21 protein-coding genes are annotated in these 22,536 nt (G+C 69.6%); all 21 read left to right on the top strand.

What is annotated here, in order from left to right:
* Positions 1 to 49 precede the first annotated feature (49 nt).
* The 21 genes from ELQ94_RS03990 to gmk all read left to right on the top strand — a co-directional run bounded on the left by ELQ94_RS03990 (position 50) and on the right by gmk (position 22,480).
* Positions 50 to 1,390: a replication-associated recombination protein A gene (locus tag ELQ94_RS03990; RefSeq protein WP_127047474.1), complete on the top strand. Its 1,341-nt coding sequence runs from the start codon at positions 50 to 52 to the stop codon at positions 1,388 to 1,390.
* Between the two features lie 321 nt (positions 1,391 to 1,711).
* Positions 1,712 to 2,341 (top strand): 30S ribosomal protein S4, encoded by a 630-nt coding sequence (gene rpsD, locus ELQ94_RS03985; RefSeq protein WP_127047472.1) that lies wholly within the window; start codon positions 1,712 to 1,714, stop codon positions 2,339 to 2,341.
* Positions 2,342 to 2,518: 177 nt separating this feature from the next.
* On the top strand, positions 2,519 to 2,752 hold the full coding sequence (locus ELQ94_RS03980; RefSeq protein WP_127047470.1) for a hypothetical protein: 234 nt from the start codon (positions 2,519 to 2,521) through the stop codon (positions 2,750 to 2,752).
* A 72-nt stretch (positions 2,753 to 2,824) separates the two neighbouring features.
* On the top strand, positions 2,825 to 5,482 hold the full coding sequence (gene alaS, locus ELQ94_RS03975; RefSeq protein ID WP_127047468.1) for an alanine--tRNA ligase: 2,658 nt from the start codon (positions 2,825 to 2,827) through the stop codon (positions 5,480 to 5,482).
* Between the two features lie 3 nt (positions 5,483 to 5,485).
* Positions 5,486 to 5,977: a Holliday junction resolvase RuvX gene (gene ruvX / locus ELQ94_RS03970; protein ID WP_127047466.1), complete on the top strand. Its 492-nt coding sequence runs from the start codon at positions 5,486 to 5,488 to the stop codon at positions 5,975 to 5,977.
* A complete protein-coding gene (gene mltG / locus ELQ94_RS03965; RefSeq protein ID WP_127047464.1) occupies positions 5,974 to 7,431 on the top strand; it encodes an endolytic transglycosylase MltG in 1,458 nt (485 codons plus the stop codon). Before ruvX ends, mltG begins: the two co-directional genes overlap by 4 nt.
* A 6-nt stretch (positions 7,432 to 7,437) precedes the next feature.
* Positions 7,438 to 8,319: a shikimate dehydrogenase family protein gene (locus ELQ94_RS03960; protein ID WP_127047462.1), complete on the top strand. Its 882-nt coding sequence runs from the start codon at positions 7,438 to 7,440 to the stop codon at positions 8,317 to 8,319.
* 53 nt (positions 8,320 to 8,372) lie between these two features.
* Positions 8,373 to 9,617, top strand: coding sequence for a chorismate synthase (aroC, locus tag ELQ94_RS03955; RefSeq protein WP_127047460.1), 1,245 nt, complete (start codon positions 8,373 to 8,375; stop codon positions 9,615 to 9,617).
* Positions 9,610 to 10,119 (top strand): shikimate kinase, encoded by a 510-nt coding sequence (locus ELQ94_RS03950; protein ID WP_243696851.1) that lies wholly within the window; start codon positions 9,610 to 9,612, stop codon positions 10,117 to 10,119. The genes aroC and ELQ94_RS03950 overlap by 8 nt, the downstream gene beginning before the upstream one ends.
* 17 nt (positions 10,120 to 10,136) lie before the next feature.
* Complete coding sequence (aroB, locus tag ELQ94_RS03945) at positions 10,137 to 11,234, top strand: 3-dehydroquinate synthase (RefSeq protein WP_127047458.1); 1,098 nt, start codon at positions 10,137 to 10,139, stop codon at positions 11,232 to 11,234.
* Between the two features lie 2 nt (positions 11,235 to 11,236).
* Positions 11,237 to 11,674: a type II 3-dehydroquinate dehydratase gene (locus ELQ94_RS03940; protein ID WP_127047456.1), complete on the top strand. Its 438-nt coding sequence runs from the start codon at positions 11,237 to 11,239 to the stop codon at positions 11,672 to 11,674.
* 119 nt (positions 11,675 to 11,793) lie between these two features.
* The gene (gene efp, locus ELQ94_RS03935; protein ID WP_127047454.1) at positions 11,794 to 12,357 is read left to right on the top strand and encodes an elongation factor P; all 564 of its coding nucleotides are present in this window, start codon (positions 11,794 to 11,796) and stop codon (positions 12,355 to 12,357) included.
* On the top strand, positions 12,357 to 12,770 hold the full coding sequence (gene nusB, locus ELQ94_RS03930) for a transcription antitermination factor NusB (protein WP_127047452.1): 414 nt from the start codon (positions 12,357 to 12,359) through the stop codon (positions 12,768 to 12,770). Before efp ends, nusB begins: the two co-directional genes overlap by 1 nt.
* On the top strand, positions 12,767 to 13,459 hold the full coding sequence (gene pyrR, locus ELQ94_RS03925) for a bifunctional pyr operon transcriptional regulator/uracil phosphoribosyltransferase PyrR (protein WP_424977180.1): 693 nt from the start codon (positions 12,767 to 12,769) through the stop codon (positions 13,457 to 13,459). The genes nusB and pyrR overlap by 4 nt, the downstream gene beginning before the upstream one ends.
* Positions 13,459 to 14,406, top strand: coding sequence for an aspartate carbamoyltransferase catalytic subunit (locus ELQ94_RS03920; protein ID WP_127050015.1), 948 nt, complete (start codon positions 13,459 to 13,461; stop codon positions 14,404 to 14,406). The genes pyrR and ELQ94_RS03920 overlap by 1 nt, the downstream gene beginning before the upstream one ends.
* A 1-nt stretch (position 14,407) precedes the next feature.
* A complete protein-coding gene (locus ELQ94_RS03915; RefSeq protein ID WP_127047449.1) occupies positions 14,408 to 15,748 on the top strand; it encodes a dihydroorotase in 1,341 nt (446 codons plus the stop codon).
* Complete coding sequence (locus tag ELQ94_RS03910) at positions 15,741 to 16,256, top strand: PH-like domain-containing protein (protein WP_166404650.1); 516 nt, start codon at positions 15,741 to 15,743, stop codon at positions 16,254 to 16,256. The genes ELQ94_RS03915 and ELQ94_RS03910 overlap by 8 nt, the downstream gene beginning before the upstream one ends.
* Entirely contained in the window at positions 16,253 to 17,443 is a 1,191-nt protein-coding gene (gene carA / locus ELQ94_RS03905) for a glutamine-hydrolyzing carbamoyl-phosphate synthase small subunit (RefSeq protein ID WP_127047445.1), read from the top strand. The genes ELQ94_RS03910 and carA overlap by 4 nt, the downstream gene beginning before the upstream one ends.
* Positions 17,443 to 20,736: a carbamoyl-phosphate synthase large subunit gene (carB, locus tag ELQ94_RS03900; RefSeq protein WP_127047443.1), complete on the top strand. Its 3,294-nt coding sequence runs from the start codon at positions 17,443 to 17,445 to the stop codon at positions 20,734 to 20,736. The genes carA and carB overlap by 1 nt, the downstream gene beginning before the upstream one ends.
* Positions 20,733 to 21,560 (top strand): orotidine-5'-phosphate decarboxylase, encoded by an 828-nt coding sequence (gene pyrF / locus ELQ94_RS03895; RefSeq protein ID WP_208007535.1) that lies wholly within the window; start codon positions 20,733 to 20,735, stop codon positions 21,558 to 21,560. The genes carB and pyrF overlap by 4 nt, the downstream gene beginning before the upstream one ends.
* Entirely contained in the window at positions 21,557 to 22,480 is a 924-nt protein-coding gene (gmk, locus tag ELQ94_RS03890; RefSeq protein WP_127047441.1) for a guanylate kinase, read from the top strand. Before pyrF ends, gmk begins: the two co-directional genes overlap by 4 nt.
* The last annotated feature ends 56 nt before the right edge of the window (positions 22,481 to 22,536 follow it).

The following is a 22,536-nucleotide window of genomic DNA, read 5'->3' as shown; positions in this document are numbered from 1 at the left end:
AAAAGACACGCTCGGCCGCTGTGTCGGACCGGGCCAGTAGCCTGGTCGTATGGCCTCCTCCGCGCCCGGACTGCATCCGGGGTCGTCCCCGCTCGCCGTGCGCATGCGCCCGCGCAGCCTCGACGAGGTGGCCGGTCAGCGCCATCTGCTCGGTCCCGGTTCCCCCCTGTGGAGTCTCGCGAGCGACACCGAGGGCACCAAGGGATCGGTGTCCGTCATCCTGTGGGGTCCGCCCGGCACAGGGAAGACGACGATCGCGCAAGCCGTCGCCCACTCCTCCGGCCGCCGCTTCGTCGAGCTCTCCGCGGTCACGGCCGGCGTGAAGGACGTACGCCAGGTGATGGAGGAGGCGCTCTCGGGACGAGACCTCTACGGTCTGTCGACCGTGCTGTTCCTCGACGAGATCCACCGCTTCACGAAGGCGCAGCAGGATGCGCTGCTCCCGGGCGTCGAGAACGGCTGGGTCATCCTCATCGCAGCCACCACGGAGAACCCATCGTTCTCGGTGATCTCGCCCCTGCTGTCCCGGTCGCTCCTCCTGACCCTGCAGCAGCTCTCGGACGAGGACCTCCGGATCCTCGTCGACCGTGCCGTCGAGGATCCCCGCGGACTCGCGGGCCGCGTCGACGTCGAGGACGGAGCGAAGGACGCCATCGTCCGACTCGCGTCCGGCGACGCCCGCCGGGCGCTCACCGCCCTCGAGGCCGCTGCGTTCTCCGCCGCCGCGGTCGTGGACGGCGACGATCGTGCCGTCGTCACCGCCGACATCGTGTCGACGGCCGTCGATCGCGCGCTCCTCCGCTACGACAAGAACGGCGACGAGCACTACGACGTCATCAGCGCCTTCATCAAGTCGATCAGGGGCTCGGACGTGGATGCGTCCCTCCACTACCTCGCGCGCATGATCGAGGCGGGGGAGGACCCGCGTTTCATCGCCAGGCGACTGATCATCTCGGCGTCCGAGGACGTGGGCATGGCCGATCCGCAGGCGCTCCCCATCGCCGTCGCGGCGGCCGACGCCGTGCAACTCATCGGGATGCCGGAGGGACGCATCCCTCTCGCCGAGGCGACGGTGTACCTCGCGACGGCAGCGAAGTCCAACGCCGCGTACAACGGCATAAACGCCGCCATCGCCGATGTGCGGGCCGGGGCATTCGGCCGGGTCCCCCTGCACCTCCGCGACGCGCACTACGCCGGGGCCAAGAAGCTCGGGCATGGCAAGGGCTACAAATACCCCCACGACGCCGACCTCGGAGTCGTGGCCCAGCAGTACCTCCCCGACGAGTTGCGGACCGCACAGTACTACCGCCCGACCACGCACGGCCACGAGCGCGAGGTCTCCTCGCGGCTCGACAAGCTCCGCCGCATCATCCGCGGGATCACGGGCTGAGCGGTCACGTCCGAACGCCGGTCGGAGAGCGGGGTGGCGGGGATCTCCGTGCTAGGATTGTCGACGGCCTAGGTCCGATCGAAGCGTGCGGCTGCGCGAGATCGGCCGACGGGATGCGCTCTGTAGCCGAGCGGCCCCGGCCCGAACCCTCTTACAACCGAACATCGATCGATCGTGCGCCGGGAGTCTCTCCCGGATGTGTGGTCGAGCCGATCCGTTCGGAAGGTTCCCCCGTGGACTTTCCGGGGAGCGTGTACGCACCCCGACCCGCAGCGCCGACGGCGCCGCGGAACGTCAGAGACTTCCATCCGAAAGGAAACCGTGTCTACCAAGTCACGTACCCGTAGCAAGACCCGTCTGTCGCGTGCCCTCGGCATCGCGCTCACCCCGAAGGCCGCTCGTTACCTCGAGAAGCGTCCATACGCCCCGGGCGAGCACGGCCGCTCCAAGCGCAAGGCCGATTCGGACTATGCCGTTCGTCTGCGCGAGAAGCAGCGTCTCCGTGCCCAGTACGGCATCCGCGAGAAGCAGCTCCGCATCGCCTTCGAAGAGGCGCGTCGCACGAAGGGCCTCACGGGTGAGAACCTCGTCGAGATCCTCGAGCACCGCCTCGACGCCCTCGTCCTGCGTGCCGGCCTCGCCCGCACCACGGCGCAGGCGCGCCAGATGGTCGTGCACCGTCACATCCTCATCGACGGCAAGATCGTCGACCGTCCCTCCTTCCGCGTGAAGCCGGGACAGCTCATCCACGTCAAGGCTCGCAGCGAGGGCACCGAGCCCTTCCAGGTCGCGGCCGCCGGCGGACACGCCGACGTCCTGCCGAAGGTTCCGGCGTACCTCGAGGTCGAGCTCGACAAGCTCCAGGTCCGCCTGGTCCGCGACCCGAAGCGCGCCGAGGTCCCCGTGACCTGCGAAGTGCAGCTCGTCGTCGAGTACTACGCGGCGCGCTGACGCGTCTGTCGCCAATCGAAGGGGGTCACGGTTCGCCGTGGCCCCCTTCGTCGTCCGCCGTCGCTCGTCCGCGAGGCCGTGTAGACCCTCGGTTCACCGCGCTTCGCCGCGCAGCTCGCGACTAGGATGGCTTCTTGGTCAGCACCTGCACGCGACGTCCCCTCAAGGAGAAATCCCATGAAGTCCCTCGCCTACCTCGTCCTCGGCATGCTCGGCGGATTCGTCGTCGCCCACCAGATCAACCGGTCACGGCGGGGAGCCGCGTTCTTCGCCGACATCGACGAGAAGATGCGCGAGTTCGGCGACTCGATCGCCGACGCGTACAAGGAGCGCGAGGCGGAACTGCGTGAGTCGCTCGAGAGCGTCACGCGTGAGGCGGAAGACGCGATCGACAGGCTCTCGAAGGACTGACCCGCCGCGGGTTCCGCGTCCTTTTTTCCACAACACCGGGCTGCTAAGCCCCGAAACGACTCGAACGGAACCATGCAGACAGCTGACATCCGGCAACGCTGGCTCGACTACTTCGGCGACCGCGGCCACACCGTCGTGCCGTCGGCGTCGCTCGTGAGCGACGACCCGACCCTCCTCTTCACCGTGGCCGGCATGGTCCCGTTCATCCCGTACCTCACGGGCCTCGTGCCCGCGCCGTACCCGCGCGCCACGAGCGTGCAGAAGTGCATCAGGACGAACGACATCGAGGAAGTCGGCAAGACGCCGCGCCACGGCACGTTCTTCCAGATGAACGGCAACTTCTCCTTCGGCGATTACTTCAAGGATGGCGCCATCGGCTACGCATGGGAGCTCCTCACGAGTCCCGAGTCGGCCGGAGGCTACGGCTTCGACGAGAAGGACCTCTGGGTCACGGTCTACGAGGACGACGACGAAGCGATCCGGCTCTGGAAGCAGATCGCCGGACTGCCGGACGAGCGCATCCAGCGCCTCGGCAAGGACACCAACTACTGGTCCACCGGGCAGGCCGGTCCCGCCGGCCCCTGCTCCGAGATCTTCTTCGACCGCGGTCCCGCTTACGGAGCCGACGGGGGACCGGCCACCGACGACGACCGCTACGTGGAGATCTGGAACCTCGTCTTCATGCAGTACGCGATCGAGGACGTGCGCAGCAAGGTCGATTTCCGCATCGCTGGAGACCTGCCGCGCAAGAACATCGACACCGGCATGGGTCTCGAGCGCGTCGCGTTCCTCAAGCAGGGCGTCGAGAACATGTACGAGATCGACCAGGTGCGTCCTGTCCTCGACGAGGCGTCACGGCTCTCGGGACGTCGCTACGGAGCCGATCACGACGACGACGTGCGCATGCGCGTCATCGCCGACCACGTTCGCTCGTCGCTCATGCTCATGAGCGACGGCATCACGCCGTCGAACGAGGGACGCGGGTACATCCTGCGTCGCCTCCTCCGCCGCAGCGTGCGCTCGATGCGCCTGCTCGGGGTGGACGGAGCGACGTTCCCCGAGCTGTTCGCGGCGTCCCGCGACGCCATGAAGGCCGCGTATCCCGAGGTCGAGACGGACTACGACCGTATCTCCCGCGCCGCGATCAGCGAAGAGGAGGCGTTCCTGCGCACCCTCGCGGGAGGGACGACGATCCTCGACCTCGCGGTCGACAAGACCAAGGCGGCGGGCACGCCCGCGCTCCCGGGTGACACGGCCTTCCTCCTGCACGACACGTACGGGTTCCCCATCGACCTCACCCTCGAGATCGCCGAGGAGGCGGGCCTCACCGTCGATCGTGCCGCGTTCGACACGCTCATGACGCAGCAACGCACCCGGGCGAAGGCCGATGCGAAGGCGAAGAAGTCCGTCCTCGCCGACCTGTCGGCCTACAGCGAGTTCCGACGCGTCGGCGAGACGGTCTTCACGGGTTATGACGAGCTCGAGACGTCCTCGCGGATCCTCGGCATCATCGTCGGCGGCGAGTCGGTGTCGGTGGCGCGCGCCGGCCAGACGGCCGAGGTCATCCTGGCGGAGACGTCGCTCTACGCGGAGTCCGGTGGTCAGGATGCCGACAAGGGGCTCATCGTCGGTCCCGGCTACGAGCTCGAGGTACTCGACGTGCAGAAGCCCGTGAAGGGGCTCATCTCCCACAGCGTGCGTGTGTCCTCCGGCGAGGTCGCCGTGGACGACGCAGCGACCTCGATCGTCGACGCCGCCTACCGCAGGGGAGCGCGCCAGGCGCACTCGGGAACCCACCTCATCCACGCGGCGATCCGTCAGGTGCTCGGGCCGAACGCACACCAGTCGGGTTCGTACAACAAAGCCGGATACCTCCGCCTCGACTTCTCCTGGAATCAGGCGCTCTCGCCCGAGACGCGTTCGGAGATCGAGGAGATCGCGAACAACGCCATCCAGGACAACCTCGAGGTCGTCACGCGCGAGCTGCCGCTCGACGAGGCGAAGTCCCTCGGGGCCATGGCCCTGTTCGGTGAGAAGTACGGCGACGTCGTTCGCGTCGTCGACATCGGTGGTCCGTGGTCGCGCGAGCTGTGCGCGGGGACCCACGTGCGCACGAGCGCCGAGGTGGGCATCGTCAACCTCGTGAGCGAGTCGTCCGTTGGCTCGACGAGTCGCCGGGTGGAGTCGCTCGTCGGGCCGGAGGCCTTCCGTGACTTCGCCGTCGAACGGGCGATCGTGTCGCAGCTCTCGAGCAGCCTCAAGACCCCGCGTGAATCCCTTCCCGAGCGCATCGGCGACCTCGTGTCGAGTCTCAAGCAGGCGGAGAAGCGCATCCAGGCATTCGAGTCACGGGCTCTCGCCGAGCGCGTGCCGACCCTCGCCGCCGCCGGCCGCCGACGGGGAGACGTGCTCGTCGTCGCGGAGAACCTCGGTTCGATCGCGTCGGGTGACGAGCTGCGGTCGCTCGCGACGCAGGTCCGCGCGAAGCTCGCGTCGGAGTCCGCGGTCGTGGCCCTCGCGGCCGACGTGTCCGGGCGCCCTGTCGTGATCGTCGCGACCACGGAATCGGCCCGCTCGGCCGGCGTGAAGGCGGGTGCGCTCGTGCGCGTCGCGGCCGGCGTCCTCGGCGGCGGCGGCGGCGGCAAGGACGACCTCGCCCAGGGCGGCGGGAGCGACCTGTCGCAGATCGACGCCGCGCTCTCCGCGATCGTCGCGGGCATCGGCGCCTGATCGGTGGCGGCCGACGGCTTCCGCACCGGTGTCCGGCTCGGCATCGACGTCGGGAAGGCGCGCGTCGGGGTCGCCCGATCCGATCTCCACGGCATGCTCGCGACGCCCCTCGAGACGGTTCGCCGTGCGAGCGACGGTTCCGATCTGACGAGGATCGGAGAGCTCGCCGTCGAGTACGAGGCATCCGAGGTGCTCGTAGGGCTGCCCCTCGCCCTGTCGGGTCGGGCCACCGCATCGACCGATGACGCGCGGGGTTTCGCGGTGCGGCTCGCGGCCGTTCTGGGTCTCCCGGTCCGACTCGTCGATGAGCGCTTGAGTACGGTGTCCGCCAATTCGGCGCTACGCCAGTCGGGCCGGAGTCAGAAATCGTCCCGTATGATCGTGGATCAGATCGCCGCCGTCGTCATCCTGCAGCACGCGCTCGACACCGAGCGCAGCACGGGACGGCCACCCGGGACGCCCGTCGACGCAGAGGAAACGCCCCCCACCCCATGAGCCGTACGCCAGACCCCGACGCCCCGTCCGACGAGCCGGATCCCTTCACCGCCCTCCTCGGTGGCGCCGACCCGGTCAGGGGTGCGTCGAGCGACCGGCCGCAGCCGGCCGGTTCCGAGCGGACCACCGGAGTCGGGGAGTCGCCGGCACAGCCGCTGTCGCGGCGAGAGGCTCGCGAACGCGCGTCCGGCCCGACCGGTGGACCCGAGAACGTCGGATCCGAGCCCGGTGGAGCAGAGACAGCCGGATCCGAGCCCGATTCCGAGCTCGATGCCGACGCGCCCCCGCACGTGCTCCTCGGGACGGCGACGTCCGAGCAGCCGACCGTCGCGGCCAACCGCGCCGGACGCCGCGCGACGTCGCGCGACGACGGCTATCCGCCGCGCGAGAAGCGCAGCCGCCGGGGTCTTGTCGGCACCATCATCACCCTCCTCGTCGTCGCGGGACTCGTCGCGAGCGGGGTCTACGTCTGGAACACCTTCGAGCCGCAGATCCGCTCCGTCATGGGGTGGGAGGAGCCGAACGACTTCACCGGCACCGGTTCCGGCGAGGTCCTCGTCACGATCGCCGACGGCGAGACCGGGACCGACATCGCCAGGACGCTCGCGTCGTCGGGGGTGACGAAGACCGTCGACGCGTTCTACGACCTGCTGCTGGCGGAGGGCGACGTCGTCTTCCAGCCCGGTGTCTATCGGCTCGCCGAGGAGATGAGCGCACGATCGGCTCTCGACGCGCTGCAGGACCCGGCGAACAAGATCGAACGGACCGCGGTCATCCGGGAGGGACTCACCGGCGCGACGATCATCGAGGAGCTGTCGGCCGCGACCGACATCCCGGTCGCGGACTTCGAGGCGGCCGTCGCCGACCCCACGGCGTACGGAGTGCCGGCCTCGGCGGTCTCGATGGAGGGATGGCTCTTCCCCGCCACGTACACGTTCGACCCCGGGCTGACGGCGGAGCAGGTGGTGCAGACCCTCGTCGACCGGACGGTCTCGTCGCTCGACAGCGCCGGCGTGCCCGTGGAGGACCGCGAGCGGGTGCTGACGATCGCCTCGATCATCCAGCGCGAGGCACGTCAGTCCGACGACTTCTACAAGGTCTCGCGGGTCATTCAGAACAGGCTCGACGTGGGGATGCGGCTCGAGATGGACTCGACGGCGCAGTACGGCGTGGACGAGGCCTCCGGCTCCGTATGGTCGTCTGCCGAGGCGCTCGACTCGGTGAACGCGTGGAACACCTACCAGCGCGACGGCTTGCCCGTCGGGCCGATCGCGAGCCCCGGCGACATCGCGATCGACGCCGCGATGAATCCGGCCGACGGAAGTTGGATCTTCTTCGTGACGGTCAATCTGAACACGGGGGAGACGGTCTTCACGAACACCATCGCGGAGCACGAGGCCGCCGTCGCGCAGTTGCGGTCGTGGTGCGCGGACAATCCCGACAGCGGGTGCTGACGCGTCGTGTCCGCTGAGATCGTGCGTCCGCTCTTCGGCGTGGTCGGATCGCCGATCGGGCATTCGAAGTCGCCGTTGCTCCATCGCGCCGCGTATGCGGCCCTCGGCTTCGATGCCGAGTACGACGTGACGGAGGTCGGTTCCGGCGGGCTCGGCGGCTACCTCAGCTCATCGCCAGCCCACCGCCGGGGTGTTTCGGTCACGATGCCTCTCAAGACGGAGGCCTGGCTTGCATCCTCGACGCGGGATCGGGCCGCCGAGCTGACCGGGGCCGTGAACACCCTCGTGGGATCGGTCTCCGACGGTCTGCACACGCCGCGGGGGGCGAACACCGACGTCGGGGGGATCGTCGGTGCTGTCCGGGGCGCCGGTCGGCCGGAGGCACGCGACGTCCTCGTCGTCGGAGCGGGTGCGACCGCGGCCTCCGCCGTCGTCGCCGCCTCCGATCTCGGCGCCCGCCGCCTGACGATCGCTGCCCGCTCCGCGGAGCGCGCGGCGGGCGTCGCCGGCCTGGCGCGATCTCTCGGCCTCGAGACGACCGTTGTCGGACTCGAGGGGGCGGCGACGGTGTCGGCCGACCTCGTGGTCTCGACGCTCCCCGGGGGAGCGGACGTGCCGGAACCCGCGCTCGCATCGTTCGGGGAGGGTGCGCTCCTCCTCGACGTCGCGTACTCGCCGTGGCCGAGCGCCTTCGTGACCGCCGGTCTTCAGGGTGGGGCCGTCGTCGTGCACGGGCTCTCGATGCTCGTCCACCAGGCGGCCCGTCAGGTGCGGTTGTTCGCCGCGGTCGAGGACGCGACATGGAAGGACGTCGGAGAGCACGTCACGGTCGCGATGTTCGACGCGGTCGGGATGCCGGCGTCGGGAATCGTCACCGCGCTCGACTGAGCACGCGACGTCACGGGAACGGCTCGCCGCCGGTGCTGTGGAAGGATGGGACCATGCTTCGTTGGCTCACCGCAGGGGAATCCCACGGCCCGGAACTCATCGCGATCCTCGAGGGTCTGCCCTCCGGCGTGCCCGTCTCGCTCGACGCGATGCGGGAGGACCTCGCGCGTCGCAAGCTCGGCTACGGCCGCGGCAGCCGCATGAAGTTCGAGGAGGACGAGCTCACCCTCTCGGGCGGCGTCCGCCACGGCTTGAGCCTCGGCAGCCCCGTGGCCCTGCGCGTCGGTAATACCGAATGGCCCAAGTGGAGCGAGGTCATGAGCCCGGAGCCGGTCGAGTCGACCGAACGCTCGCGCGGACGCAGCGCGCCCCTGACCCGCCCGCGCCCGGGCCACGCCGATCTCGTCGGTATGCAGAAGTACGACTTCGACGAGGCCCGCCCGATCCTCGAGCGCGCGAGCGCCCGAGAGACGGCCGCGCGCGTCGCCCTCGGGGCGGTCGCCCGCTCCTTCCTCTCTGAGCTCGGCATCCGGCTCGTGAGCCACACCCTCTCGATCGGCCCCGTGCGCGTCCCGGAGGGGGCGCCCCTCCCGGGACCCGACGACGTCGACCGGCTCGACGCCGATCCGCTGCGTTGCTTCCACGCCGACACGAGCGCCGCCATGGTCGCCGAGGTCGACGACGCGAAGCGCGACGGAGACACTCTCGGGGGTGTCGTCGAGGTGCTGGCCTACGGTCTGCCGCCCGGGCTCGGATCCCACGTGCACTGGGACCGCCGTCTCGACGGTCGGCTCGCTCAGGCACTCATGGGCATCCAGGCCATCAAGGGTGTCGAGGTCGGCGACGGGTTCCTCACCACGACGCGGCGGGGCTCGCAGGCACACGACGAGCTCTTCGTCGGCGACGACGGCATCGTTCGAGCGAGTGACCGAGCCGGCGGGACCGAGGGCGGGATGAGCACCGGGACGGTGCTGCGCGTGCGCGCCGGCATGAAGCCGATCGCGACCGTTCCCCACTCCCTGCGCACGGTCGACGTCGCCACCGGCGAGACGGCCACGGCGCACCACCAGCGCTCGGACGTCTGCGCCGTGCCCGCCTCCGGCGTCGTCGCGGAGGCCATGGTCGCGCTCGTGCTCGCGGACGCGGTCCTCGAGAAGTTCGGCGGCGACTCGGTGGGGGAGACCCGCCGCAACCTCGAGTCGTACCTCGCGGCGATCCCCGAGGAGCTGCGCACGGCCACCGCATCCGACGCGCGGCTCGGTGAGACCGACGCCGGAGCGGTCCCAGCGGGTGTCTGATCCCGACGTCCGCGCCCTCGTCCTGATCGGACCGATGGCGGCCGGGAAGTCGAAGATCGGGCGCCGAGTCGCGCGGCACCTCGGGGTCCCGTTCACCGACACGGATCGCATGATCGTCTCCGAGCACGGCCCCATCCCCGCGATCTTCGAGAGCGAGGGCGAGGATGCCTTCCGCGCGTACGAGCGGGCCGCTGTGGCGCGATCCGTCGGCAAGCGATCGGTCGTCTCGCTCGGCGGCGGTGCCGTCCTGCACCCCGACACGGCGACGCTGCTCGAGTCGGCGACGGTCGTCTACCTCACTGTCAGCGCCGAGGTCGTCCGATCACGCATCGCCGGATCGAACCGGCCGCTGCTCACCGACGGTATCGAGTCGTGGGAGCGCATCTTCGCCGAACGCCGCCCGACGTACGAACGGCTCGCGACGGCCACCTGGGACACATCGAGACTTCCGATCTCACGGCTCGCCGACGAGATCGCCGACTGGGCGAGAGGACGCATATGACCACGGGAAGGACGGACATGAACGGAACGACGGGAGGCGCGGACTCCGCACCCATCCAGGTCGGCGGCGAGGACGGCTATGCCGTGCACGTGGGACGCGACCTCCTCGGGGAGGTCTCCACGGCCCTCGGATCGGGCGTGCGCAAGGTGCTCATCGTGCACCCGTCCACCCTCGGGGCCGTCGCAGCGGGGCTGCGCGAGCGGCTCCTCGACTCCTCGCTCGAGGTCCTCCTCGCTGAGGTGCCCGACGCCGAGACGGGCAAGCGCGTCGAGGTCGCAGCCTTCTGCTGGCAGATCCTCGGTCAGGCCGACTTCACCCGGAGCGACGCCGTCATCGGCCTCGGCGGCGGTGCGGTGACCGACCTCGCGGGTTTCGTGGCCGCGACGTGGTTGCGCGGCGTGCGGGTCGTGCAGATCCCGACGACCGTGCTGGGTATGGTGGACGCGGCCGTCGGCGGTAAGACGGGGATCAACACCAACGAGGGCAAGAACCTCGTGGGCGCGTTCCACTCGCCCTCCGCGGTGATCGCCGATCTCGATCTGCTCGGCACGCTCCCGCGCAACGAGATCCTCGCCGGTTTCGCCGAGGTCGTGAAGTGCGGCTTCATCGGCGACCCCCGCATCCTCGACGTCATCGAGTCGGATGTCGCGCGCGTCACGGACCCGACGACGGAGGAGTTCCGCGACGTCGTGGAGCGTTCGATCGCTCTCAAGGCCGCCGTGGTGAGCGAGGACTTCACCGAGCAGGGTCGTCGGGAGATCCTCAACTACGGTCACACCCTCGGTCACGCGATCGAGCACGCCGAGCGGTATCAGTGGCGCCACGGTGCCGCCGTGGCGATCGGCATGGTCTTCGCGGCGGAGCTCGGCCGCCTCTCCGGCCCGCTGTCCGACGCCGTGGTGGATCGCCACCGCTCCGTGCTCTCGTCGCTCGACCTGCCGATCGACTACCCGGTGGGGCGCTGGAACACGTTGCTCGCGACGATGCAACGGGACAAGAAGGCGCGTGCCGGGCACATGCGGTTCATCGTGCTCGACGACATCGCGCGGCCGAGCGTACTGACCGCGCCCGATCAGTCCCTGATGTTCAGCGCGTACCAGGAGATTGGTTCATAGGCATGCCGACCGTCCTCGTCCTCAACGGCCCGAACCTCGGACGCCTCGGCAGCCGCGAACCCGACGTCTACGGCTCCGCCGACCTCGACGCGCTGCGGGAGTCCCTCGCCGCGGACCTCCCGGACGGATGGGCGCTCGACCTCCGTCAGACCGACGACGAGGGAACGCTCATCTCGTGGCTGCACGAGGCCGTCGACACCGGCTCGCCCGTCATTCTCAACCCGGCGGCGTTCACCCACTACAGCTACGGGTTGCGCGACGCGGCCGCCCTCGTGACGAAACCGGGCGGCACCCTCATCGAGGTCCATATCTCGAACCCGCACGCGCGGGAGACGTTCCGCCACACGAGCGTCATCTCGGGGGTGGCGTCAGGGGTCATCGCGGGCTTCGGCTTCGACTCCTACCGGCTGGCGCTGCTCCACATCGTCTCCGGTAGCTGACCCGACGGCGGCCCGCTCGATTCCCGGAGGATCGCCTGCGGTACACTCGGATGCTGGCCGATCCGGCCCCTTCGCGGTTCTCGACCGCTTCCCCTGAACGCGTACCGAACGGATACCCCATGGCTTCAACCGCTGACATCAGAAACGGCGTCGTCATCAACATCGACGGACAGCTGTGGTCCGTCATCGAGTTCCAGCACGTCAAGCCGGGCAAGGGCGGCGCGTTCGTCCGCACCAAGCTCAAGAACATCATGACCGGCAAGGTCGTCGACAAGACGTACAACGCCGGCACGAAGATCGAGACCGAGAACGTCGACCGCCGCGACTACCAGTACCTCTACAACGACGGCTCGGGCTTCGTGTTCATGGACACGAGCGACTACGACCAGATCACGGTCCCCAGCGAGATCGTCGGCGACGCCGCCAACTTCATGCTCGAGAACCAGATGGCCACCGTCGCGCTCAACAACGGCAACCCGCTCTACGTCGAGCTCCCCGCCTCCGTCGTTCTCGAGATCACCTACACGGAACCGGGCCTCCAGGGAGACCGTTCCACGGGCGGCACGAAGCCGGCGACCGTGGAGACCGGTCACCAGATCCAGGTGCCGCTCTTCGTCGAGACGGGCACCCGGGTGAAGGTCGACACGCGAACGGGCGACTACCTGGGCCGGGTCACCGACTAGTGGGCGCTCGGACGAAGGCGCGCAAGCGCGCGCTCGACATCCTGTACTCGGCGGACGTGCGTCAGATCACGCCGTCGGAGTCTTTGTCGGCCGAGGCCGGCCGCGCGGCGAGCGAGCCCGATCGTGCGGCGTCGTGGTTGTACGCGCGCGACATCGTCGACGGCGTGATCGACAACCAGGTCGAGATCGACGAGCAGATCGAGACGTTCTCGCAGGGCTGGTCGCTCGATCGCATGCCGGCCATCGACCGGGCGATCCTGCGCATCGGCGTGTGGGAGGTCCTCTTCAACGAGGAGATCCCCACCGGGGTCGCGATCGACGAGGCCGTCGAGGCGGCCAAGGAGTACTCGACGGACGACTCCCCGAGCTTCGTCAACGGGCTCCTCGGACGCATCGCCCAGCAGGCCTCCTGACCACAGTTCACACCCACGGCGCTCGCACGAGCGTCCTCGGGGAGGCTGGTAGGGTCGAGGAAGCAACGAGACAACCTTTAACACCGTCCGAGAGGCGGAGAAGGGAGTCGGACATGGGCGCACGTATCGTGCTGCAGCATGCTGACATCTCGCGGGCGCTGACCCGCATCGCACACGAGATCCTCGAGTCCAATCGCGGAGCGGACGATCTCGTCATCCTCGGCATCCCCACGCGCGGCGTCGTCCTCGCCCGTCGCATCGCGACCCTCGTGTCGGAGTTCTCCGGCATCGACGTGCCCGTCGGTTCGCTCGACGTGACGATGTACCGCGACGACCTCTCGCGGCACCCCACGCGCGCACCCTCGCCCACCTCGATCCCGCCACGCGGCGTCGACGGCGCCACGGTGGTCCTCGTCGACGACGTCCTGTATTCGGGCCGCACCATCCGCGCGGCGCTCGACGCCATCGGCGACATCGGGCGCCCGCGCGCCGTGCGTCTCGCCGCGCTCGTCGACCGAGGACACCGCGAACTCCCGATCCGCCCCGACTTCGTCGGCAAGAACCTGCCGTCGTCCCCGAGCGAGCGCATCTACGTCCGGCTCGAGGACGTGGACGGCGAGGAGTCCGTCACGATCGAGCAGGGGCCCACAGGCGATCAGGGCTCCTCGATCGAGGGGAGCGCGTCGTGATGCGCCACCTCCTGTCCACTCGCGACCTGTCGCGCGACGACGCGATCCACATCCTCGATGTCGCGGAGGACATGGCCGACACACAGACGCGCGAGGTGCGGAAGCTCCCGACGCTGCGCGGCAAGACCGTCGTCAACCTCTTCTTCGAGGACTCGACCCGCACGCGCATCTCGTTCGAGGCGGCGGCGAAGCGTCTCTCGGCCGACGTCATCAACTTCAGCGCGAAGGGATCGAGCGTCTCCAAGGGGGAGAGCCTCAAGGACACGGCACAGACGCTCGAGGAGATGGGCGCGGACGCCGTCGTCATCCGCCACGGCGCGTCGGGCGCCCCCCACACGCTCGCCGCGAGCGGTTGGATCGACGCGGGGATCGTGAACGCCGGCGACGGCACCCACGAGCACCCGACGCAGGCCCTCCTCGACGCCTTCACCATGCGCCGCCGCATCCACGGCACCGCGAGCAGGGGACGCGGCCTCGACGGCATCACCGTCGCGATCGTCGGCGACATCCTGCACTCGCGCGTCGCCCGCTCCAACGTGTGGTTGCTGTCGGCTCTCGGCGCCCGGACGGTGTTCGTCGGTCCGCCGACGCTCATCCCCCTCGACCTCACGGGCTGGCCGGCCGAGACGTCGTACGACCTCGACGCGACGCTCGCGACGCAGCCGGAAGTCGTCATGATGCTGCGCATCCAGACCGAACGCATGAAGGACGCATTCTTCCCGAGCCCCCACGAGTACGCCCGCCGCTGGGGCCTCGACGACGAGCGATTGGCACGTCTCGGCCCGGATACGATTGTCATGCACCCCGGACCGATGAACCGCGGACTCGAGATCTCCTCCCGAGCGGCGGACTCCCCGCAGTCCACGGTGCGCGAGCAGGTCGCCAACGGTGTCTCCGCGCGTATGGCCGTGCTGTATCTCCTGCTCTCCGGCGAACGTGAGGACTGACATGTCGACACCCACCCTGCTGATCCGCGGAGCGACCCTCCCGGACGGCGCACGAGCGGACATCGCCGTCGTGGACGGCGTCATCGCGGGCGTCGGCACCCTCGACGCCTCACCCGGCGCCATGATCATCGACGCGGACGGCCTCCAGGCCCTTCCCGGCCTCGTCGACCTCCACACCCACCTGCGCGAGCCGGGGCACGAGGACAGCGAGACGGTCCTGACCGGGACGCGGGCGGCCGCGGCGGGCGGATTCACGACGGTCTTCGCGATGGCGAACACGTCGCCCGTCGCCGACACCGCCGGTCTCGTCGAGCAGGAGCTCGCCCTCGGGGAGGCCTCCGGCTACGCGACGGTCCAGCCGATCGGGGCGGTCACGGCGGGCCTCGCGGGGGAGCGGCTCGCCGAGCTCGGCGCCATGGCATCGTCCCGCGCACGCGTGCGCCTGTTCTCCGACGACGGGGTGTGCGTCAGCGACCCCCTGCTGATGCGCCGTGCGCTCGAATACGTGAAGGCCTTCGACGGGGCGATCGCCCAGCACGCCCAGGAGCCCCGCCTCACGGTCGGGGCCCAGATGAACGAAGGCGAGGTCGCGACGCGGCTCGGCCTCGCGGGCTGGCCGGCGGTCGCTGAGGAGGCGATCATCGCGCGCGACGTGCTCCTCACCGAGCACGTCGGCAGCCGACTGCACGTGTGCCACGTCTCGACGGCCGGCTCGGTCGAGATCATCCGCTGGGCCAAGGCTCGCGGCATCGACGTCACGGCCGAGGTCACCCCCCACCACCTGCTGCTCACCGAGGATCTCGCGGAGTCCTACGACGCCCGCTTCAAGGTGAACCCGCCCCTGCGGTCGGCGGAGGACGTCGAAGCCGTGCGTGCCGGACTCGCGGACGGGACGATCGACATCGTCGCGACCGACCACGCCCCGCACCCGGAGCAGCACAAGGACTGCGCGTGGCCAGAGGCGGCGAACGGCATGGTCGGGCTCGAGTCGGCACTGAGCGTCGTCCAGGCGACGATGGTCGACACCGGCCTGATCGGGTGGGCCGACGTGGCCCGGGTGCTGTCGACGGCGCCCGCGCGCATCGGCCGGCTCGCCGGCGCGGGCGCGCCCCTCGCTGTGGGCTCCCGCGCGGACATCACCCTCGTGGACGCGGCCGCGACGCGGACCTTCGCCGTAGGCGACCTCGCGGGGCGGAGCACGAACTCTCCCTACCTCGGGCGGACGCTGCCCGGCCGCGTCGTCGCGACGCTCCACCGCGGAGTGCCCACCGTGCTCGACGGTGCGCTCCGCCCGCACGACGAGGTCGTCGGCGCCGTGAGGTCGGTGACGGCCCATGGATAGGATCGTGCCCGGCCTCATCGTGGCCGTCGTGCTCGCCGGTCTCCTGACCGTGATGTGGTTCGCGTGGAGGTCGCGCGTCCGACGCGATTCCGCTCTCGTGGTGCCCGAGGTCCCCGAGGACTACGTCCCGATCCGCTCGGTCGACGTGCTCTACGTCGCGACGACCGAGTCCGGCCGACCCCTCGAACGCCTCGCGATCCAGGGGCTCGGATTCCGCGCGCGAGCCGTGCTGGCGATCGCCCCGTCGGGACTCGTCCTGACGATACCGGGCGAGCGACCGAGCTTCATCGCGGCCTCGACCCTCACCTCGGTCGATGCGACGAACGTCGCGATCGACCGGGTCGTCGAGTCCGACGGCCTCGTCCGCATCGGCTGGAGCATCTCCGGTGCTCCCTGTGACTCCTACGTCCGCGTCGTCGACGCCGATCAACGCTCCGTGATCGCCGATCTCGAGCGCCTCCTCGTCCCCCGTCCCCCCGCACCCACCGAGAGTGAGTCCCTTTCATGAGCGAGAACCGTTTCGCCCCCGGACCTCCAGCCGTCCTCGTCCTCGAAGACGGCACCCGATACACGGGCCGCGCTTACGGCGCGGTCGGCCGCACGCTCGGCGAGGTCGTCTTCGCCACCGGAATGACGGGCTACCAGGAGACGCTGACCGACCCCTCGTACGCCGGCCAGATCGTGCTGCAGACGGCCCCCCACATCGGCAACACGGGGGTGAACACGGAGGACCGCGAGTCCGCTCGCATCTGGGTGGCCGGCTACGTCGTGCGCGACCCCTCCCGGGTCGTCTCGAACTTCCGCGCGGAGGGTTCGCTCGACGACGAGCTCACGCGCGACGGCGTCGTGGGCATCGCCGGGATCGACACCCGGGCCGTCACACGCCACATCCGCTCGGCGGGCGCCATGAAGGCCGGGATCTTCTCGGGCGACGAGGCCGAGCTGTCCACCGGCACCCAGCTCGATCTCGTCCGCCACGGAGCCGACATGACGGGACGCAACCTCTCCGGGGACGTCTCCACCGGCGAGCCGTATCGCATGGCCGCCACCGGCGAGCGCGTCGGCACCGTCGCCGTGCTCGATCTCGGGGTGAAGAAGTCCACGCTCCTCTACCTCGCCGAGCGCGGGTTCGACGTCGAGGTGCTGCCGCAGACGGCGACGGCCGATCAGGTGAAGGCGCTGAACCCGGACGCACTGTTCTTCTCGAACGGCCCGGGCGACCCCGCCGCCTCGGACGCCCACGTCGAGCTGCTCCGCGAATCGCTCCGCGCGGGCGTGCCGTACTTCGGCATCTGCTTCGGCAACCAGCTCCTCGGACGTGCGCTCGGCTTCCCGACATACAAGCTGCCCTTCGGCCACCGCGGCATCAACCAGCCGGTGCTCGACAAGACCACCGGTCGCGTCGAGATCACCTCGCAGAACCACGGTTTCGCCGTCGACCTTCCGGTGGAGGGCGTGCACGACAGCCCCGAGGGCTTCGGGCGTGCCGAGGTCAGCCACTACTCCCTCAACGACAACGTCGTGGAGGGACTGCGCTGCCTCGACATCCCCGCCTTCAGCGTGCAGTACCACCCGGAGTCCGCCGCGGGCCCGCACGACGCCAACCACCTCTTCGACCGCTTCCGCGATCTCGTGATCGCACGACGGGACGAGACCACCTTCACGCCTGACCTTTCCACGGGAGACCAGAACTAATGCCCAAGCGCGACGACATCAACAGCGTCCTCGTCATCGGTTCCGGACCGATCGTCATCGGCCAGGCCGTGGAGTTCGACTACTCGGGGACCCAGGCCTGCCGCGTGCTGCGCGAGGAGGGCGTGCGCGTCATCCTCGTCAACTCGAACCCGGCGACGATCATGACGGACCCCGACTTCGCCGACGCCACCTACGTCGAGCCGATCACGTGGGAGGTCATCGAGACGATCATCGCCAAGGAACGCCCCGACGCGATCCTCCCGACGCTCGGCGGACAGACGGCGCTCAACGCCGCGATCCAGCTGCACGACCACGGGATCCTCGAGAAGTACGACGTCGAGCTCATCGGTGCGAACTTCGAGGCCATCAACAAGGGCGAGGACCGCCAGATCTTCAAGCAGCTCGTCCTCGACGCCGGCGCGGACGTGGCCCGTTCACACATCGCGCACTCCGTCGAGGAGGCCGTGTCCTACGCCGAGGACCTCGGCTACCCGCTCGTCGTCCGCCCCTCGTTCACCATGGGCGGTCTCGGATCGGGCTTCGCATACACCGAGGAGGAGCTGCGCCGCATCGTCGGCGACGGCATCCACCAGAGCCCGACGAGCGAGGTCCTCCTCGAGGAGTCGATCCTCGGGTGGAAGGAGTACGAGCTCGAGCTCATGCGCGACAAGGCCGACAACACGGTCGTCGTCTGCTCGATCGAGAACGTCGACCCCGTCGGCGTGCACACGGGTGACTCGATCACCGTCGCTCCCGCACTCACGCTCACCGACCGCGAGTACCAGAACCTGCGCGACATCGGCATCGACATCATCCGTGCAGTCGGTGTCGACACGGGAGGCTGCAACATCCAGTTCGCGGTCGACCCATCGAACGGGCGCGTCATCGTCATCGAGATGAACCCGCGCGTCTCCCGCTCGAGCGCGCTCGCCTCGAAGGCCACGGGCTTCCCGATCGCGAAGATCGCGGCGAAGCTCGCGATCGGCTACCGCCTCGACGAGATCCCCAACGACATCACCAAGGTCACCCCGGCGAGCTTCGAGCCGACGCTCGACTACGTCGTGGTGAAGGTGCCGCGGTTCGCGTTCGAGAAGTTCCCGGCCGCCGATCCGACGCTCACCACCACCATGAAGAGCGTCGGCGAGGCCATGGCGATCGGTCGCAACTACGCGACGGCGCTGCAGAAGGCGCTCCGCTCCCTCGAGAAGAAGGGGTCGAGCTTCCACTGGGGCGAGGAGTCCCGGTCGGTCGAGGAGCTCCTCGAGATCGCCTCGACGCCGACCGACGGGCGCATCGTCGTCGTCCAGCAGGCCTTGCGCCTCGGCGCGACCGTCGAGCAGGCGTTCGAGTCGACGAAGATCGACCCGTGGTTCCTCGACCAGATCGTGCTCATCAACGAGGTCGCCGAGTACATCGGGTCCGCGCCGGTCCTCGACACCCACGTGTTCACGGTCGCGAAGGACCACGGCTTCTCCGACGCGCAGATCGGTCAGCTGCGCGGTTTCGGCGAGACCGAGGTGCGCGAGGTGCGTCACATCCTCGGGGTCCGCCCCGTGTACAAGACCGTGGACACGTGCGCGGGGGAGTTCCCCGCGCTCACGCCGTACCACTACTCGAGCTACGACCAGGAGACCGAGGTCGCCCCGAGCGACCGGCGCAAGGTCGTCATCCTCGGCTCCGGCCCGAACCGCATCGGCCAGGGCGTCGAGTTCGACTACTCGTGCGTGCACGCGTCGTTCGCCCTCTCCGAGGCGGGCTTCGAGACGATCATGATCAACTGCAACCCCGAGACGGTCTCGACCGACTACGACACGAGCGACCGGTTGTACTTCGAGCCGCTCACCCTCGAGGACGTCCTCGAGGTCATCCATGCGGAGAGCCTCTCCGGGGAGCTCGTGGGCGTCGTCGTGCAGCTCGGCGGCCAGACCGCCCTCGGCCTCGCCAATGGTCTCAAGGCGGCGGGCATCCCGATCCTCGGGACACAGCCAGAGGCCATCGACCTCGCCGAGGAGCGCGGCGCGTTCTCGACGATCCTCGATCAGGCCGGCCTGCTCGCGCCGAAGAACGGGACGGCGACCGACTTCGACGGTGCCGTGCGCATCGCCGAGGACATCGGCTACCCGGTGCTCGTCCGCCCGAGCTTCGTGCTCGGCGGCCGCGGCATGGAGATCGTCTACGACAGCGCGTCCCTCGAGGACTACTTCCACCGCATCGCGGACCAGGGGATCGTCGACTCCACCCATCCGCTGCTCGTCGACCGCTTCCTCGACGACGCGATCGAGATCGACGTCGACGCGCTCTACGACGGGACCGAGCTCTACATCGGTGGTGTCATGGAGCACATCGAGGAGGCCGGGATCCACTCCGGCGACTCGAGCTGCACGCTGCCGCCCGTCACGCTCGGCAAGGCGCAGATCGACCGCGTCCGAGACGCGACGCTCGAGATCGCCAAGGGCGTCGGCGTGCGCGGACTCCTCAACGTGCAGTTCGCGATCGCCCAGGGCGTTCTCTACGTGCTCGAGGCCAACCCCCGCGCGTCCCGCACGGTGCCGTTCGTGTCGAAGGCGCTCGGCATCCCGCTCGCGAAGGCCGCGTCGCTTCTCATGACCGGCTCCACCATCCCGGAGCTCGTCGAGTCCGGTCTGCTGCCGGCCGTGGACGGCTCACTCGTCCCCATGGACTCGCCCGTCTCCGTCAAGGAGGCCGTGCTGCCGTTCAAGCGGTTCCGGACGAAGAACGGTGACATCGTCGACTCGGTCCTCGGCCCGGAGATGCGCTCGACGGGTGAGGTCATGGGCATCGACCGCGACTTCCCGACGGCGTTCGCGAAGAGCCAGGAGGCCGCGTACGGCGGGCTCCCGCTCGAGGGCACGGTCTTCGTGTCGGTGTCCGACCGGGACAAGCGGTCGATCGTGCTCCCGGTGCTCCGCCTCCAGGAGCTCGGCTTCACGATCCTCGCGACCGTGGGGACGGCCGAGGTGCTCAGCCGCAACGGTATCCACACGACCCAGGTCCGCAAGTTCAGCGAGGGCGACGAGGCGGTCGTCGGAGAGCCCTCGATCGTCGACCTCATCAACCGGAACGAGGTGGACATCGTCATCAACACGCCGTCCGGTCGCTCCGCTCGTGCCGATGGCTACGAGATCCGGGCCGCCGCCGTGGCCGCGGACAAGCCCCTCTTCACGACGATCGCTCAGTTGACCGCCGCCGTCGCCTCCTTCGGAGCGATCCGCGACGGCTTCCAGGTGACGAGCCTCCAGGAGTACCAGCGGGAACGCGAGGCCCGCGTGTGAGGTTCGGTGAGCGACTGGTCGAGGTCTTCGACCGGGCCGGGCGGCTCTGCGTGGGGATCGATCCCCACGAGAGCCTCCTGGCCGCGTGGGCACTGCCCATCTCGGCCGCGGGAGCGCGCGACTTCGGGTTGAGGGTCGTCGAGGCCACGGCGGGCGTCGCCGGCATCGTCAAGCCGCAGGTGGCGTTCTTCGAGCGGTTCGGCTCGGCCGGCTTCCTCGCGCTCGAGGAGGTGCTCGCCGCGGCGCGCGCCTCCGGCCTCGTCGTGATCGGCGACGTCAAGCGCGGCGAGATCGGGTCGAGCATGGCGGGCTATGCCGCCGCGTGGCTCGCGGAGGGCTCGCCGCTCGAGGTCGACGCCCTCACCCTCAACCCCTACCTGGGAGTCGAGGACCTGCACGAGACCTTCGCGACGGCGGTGCGCGCCGGCAAGGGCGCGTTCGTGCTCGCGGCGACGTCGAATCCCGCGGGAACCCGTGTCCAGTCCGCCCGGTCGGACGACGGCCGCACCCTCGCGCGAAACGTCCTCGACGACGTCGCCGCCTGGAACGCCACGACGAATGATGTGCTCGGCCCCATCGGTGTCGTCATCGGGGCGACGGTCGATCTGCGGGCCGCAGGCCTCGGAGACGTCCCCGCGCCGCTCCCCGTCCTCGCCCCCGGCTTCGGCCACCAGGGCGCGCGCACAGGGGAGGCTCGGCAGATTTACGGGAACCTCTTCGAGGGCGTTATCGTAAGCGAATCACGCAGCCTCCTTCTGGCGGGTCCCGACGGGATCGCCGACGCCATCGTCGAGCGGGCAGCGGAGGTGAGAGGAGCGCTGTGACGCAGGATTCGGGTCGTCGACCACCGGAGGTCGACCGCACCGCGGCGTCGCACGCCGCCGTGGCCGCTCGTCGGGCGCGTGCGGCCGTCAAGGCCGCCGTCGCGGGCGGTACGAGGTCGTCCGTCGACGTGCTCGACGCCGCCACGAGCGATCCCGTGGGTGTCGAGGGGCGCCTCCGCGTCACCGACCTGCTCCTCAGCGTTCCAGCCATCGGCCAGACGAAGCTCCCTCGCATCATGAACGATCTCGGCATCTCGCCCTCGAAGCGACTCGGGGGACTCGGGGTGCATCAGCGCGGGAAGCTCAAGTCGTTCCTCGCCGAGCGCGAGTCGGTGAACCGGTCCCGTCGCCGCAGCCGCCTCGTGGTCCTCGCCGGCCCCACGGCCGTCGGGAAGGGCACCGTCGCCTCGTACATCCGGGACAACTACCCCGACGTCCTCCTGAGCGTCTCGGCTACCACGCGGAACCCGCGACCCGGCGAGGTCGAGGGCGTCAACTACTTCTTCGTCACGGACGAGGAGTTCGATCGCATGGTCGACGCGGACGAGCTGCTCGAGTACGCGACCGTGCACAACTCCCACCGCTACGGCACGCCACGGGGACCGATCGACGAGGCGCTCACGCGCGGTGACAGCGTCCTGCTCGAGATCGACATCCAGGGAGCGCGCCAGGTCAGGAGGCACATGCCGGAGGCGACGCTCGTCTTCCTGGTGCCCCCGACGTGGGACGAACTCGTGCGTCGTCTCATCGGCCGCGGCACCGAGGACGAGGCCGAACAGGCCCGCCGTCTCGAGACCGCGCACATCGAATTGGCCGCTCAGGACGAGTTCGATCACCGCATCGTAAACTCCGACGTGGGCACGGCGGCCGCCGAGGTCGTAGACTTGATGGTGACCCGCGGATCCGCGACCTCGCGTTGACCGCTCTCGAGCACCGTTCGTCGCTGTCGGGCGGCCTCCCCGCCGCCGAGCAACGC

Source organism: Labedella endophytica (assembly GCF_003990045.1).
GTDB classification, from domain to species: Bacteria; Actinomycetota; Actinomycetes; order Actinomycetales; family Microbacteriaceae; genus Labedella; species Labedella endophytica.
This window is presented reverse-complemented; position numbering and strand designations above follow the sequence as displayed.

What these genes read in the sequence shown, in the direction of transcription:
- ELQ94_RS03910 (WP_166404650.1), top strand. Translation starts at nt 15,741, where the DNA reads ATGGATAGGATCGTGCCCGGCCTCATCGTGGCCGTCGTGCTCGCCGGT.
- efp (WP_127047454.1), top strand. Translation starts at nt 11,794, where the DNA reads ATGGCTTCAACCGCTGACATCAGAAACGGCGTCGTCATCAACATCGAC.
- ELQ94_RS03940 (WP_127047456.1), top strand. Translation starts at nt 11,237, where the DNA reads ATGCCGACCGTCCTCGTCCTCAACGGCCCGAACCTCGGACGCCTCGGC.
- aroC (WP_127047460.1), top strand. Translation starts at nt 8,373, where the DNA reads ATGCTTCGTTGGCTCACCGCAGGGGAATCCCACGGCCCGGAACTCATC.
- aroB (WP_127047458.1), top strand. Translation starts at nt 10,137, where the DNA reads ATGAACGGAACGACGGGAGGCGCGGACTCCGCACCCATCCAGGTCGGC.
- carB (WP_127047443.1), top strand. Translation starts at nt 17,443, where the DNA reads ATGCCCAAGCGCGACGACATCAACAGCGTCCTCGTCATCGGTTCCGGA.
- ELQ94_RS03990 (WP_127047474.1), top strand. Translation starts at nt 50, where the DNA reads ATGGCCTCCTCCGCGCCCGGACTGCATCCGGGGTCGTCCCCGCTCGCC.
- ELQ94_RS03980 (WP_127047470.1), top strand. Translation starts at nt 2,519, where the DNA reads ATGAAGTCCCTCGCCTACCTCGTCCTCGGCATGCTCGGCGGATTCGTC.
- mltG (WP_127047464.1), top strand. Translation starts at nt 5,974, where the DNA reads ATGAGCCGTACGCCAGACCCCGACGCCCCGTCCGACGAGCCGGATCCC.
- ELQ94_RS03915 (WP_127047449.1), top strand. Translation starts at nt 14,408, where the DNA reads ATGTCGACACCCACCCTGCTGATCCGCGGAGCGACCCTCCCGGACGGC.
- alaS (WP_127047468.1), top strand. Translation starts at nt 2,825, where the DNA reads ATGCAGACAGCTGACATCCGGCAACGCTGGCTCGACTACTTCGGCGAC.
- ELQ94_RS03920 (WP_127050015.1), top strand. Translation starts at nt 13,459, where the DNA reads ATGCGCCACCTCCTGTCCACTCGCGACCTGTCGCGCGACGACGCGATC.
- carA (WP_127047445.1), top strand. Translation starts at nt 16,253, where the DNA reads ATGAGCGAGAACCGTTTCGCCCCCGGACCTCCAGCCGTCCTCGTCCTC.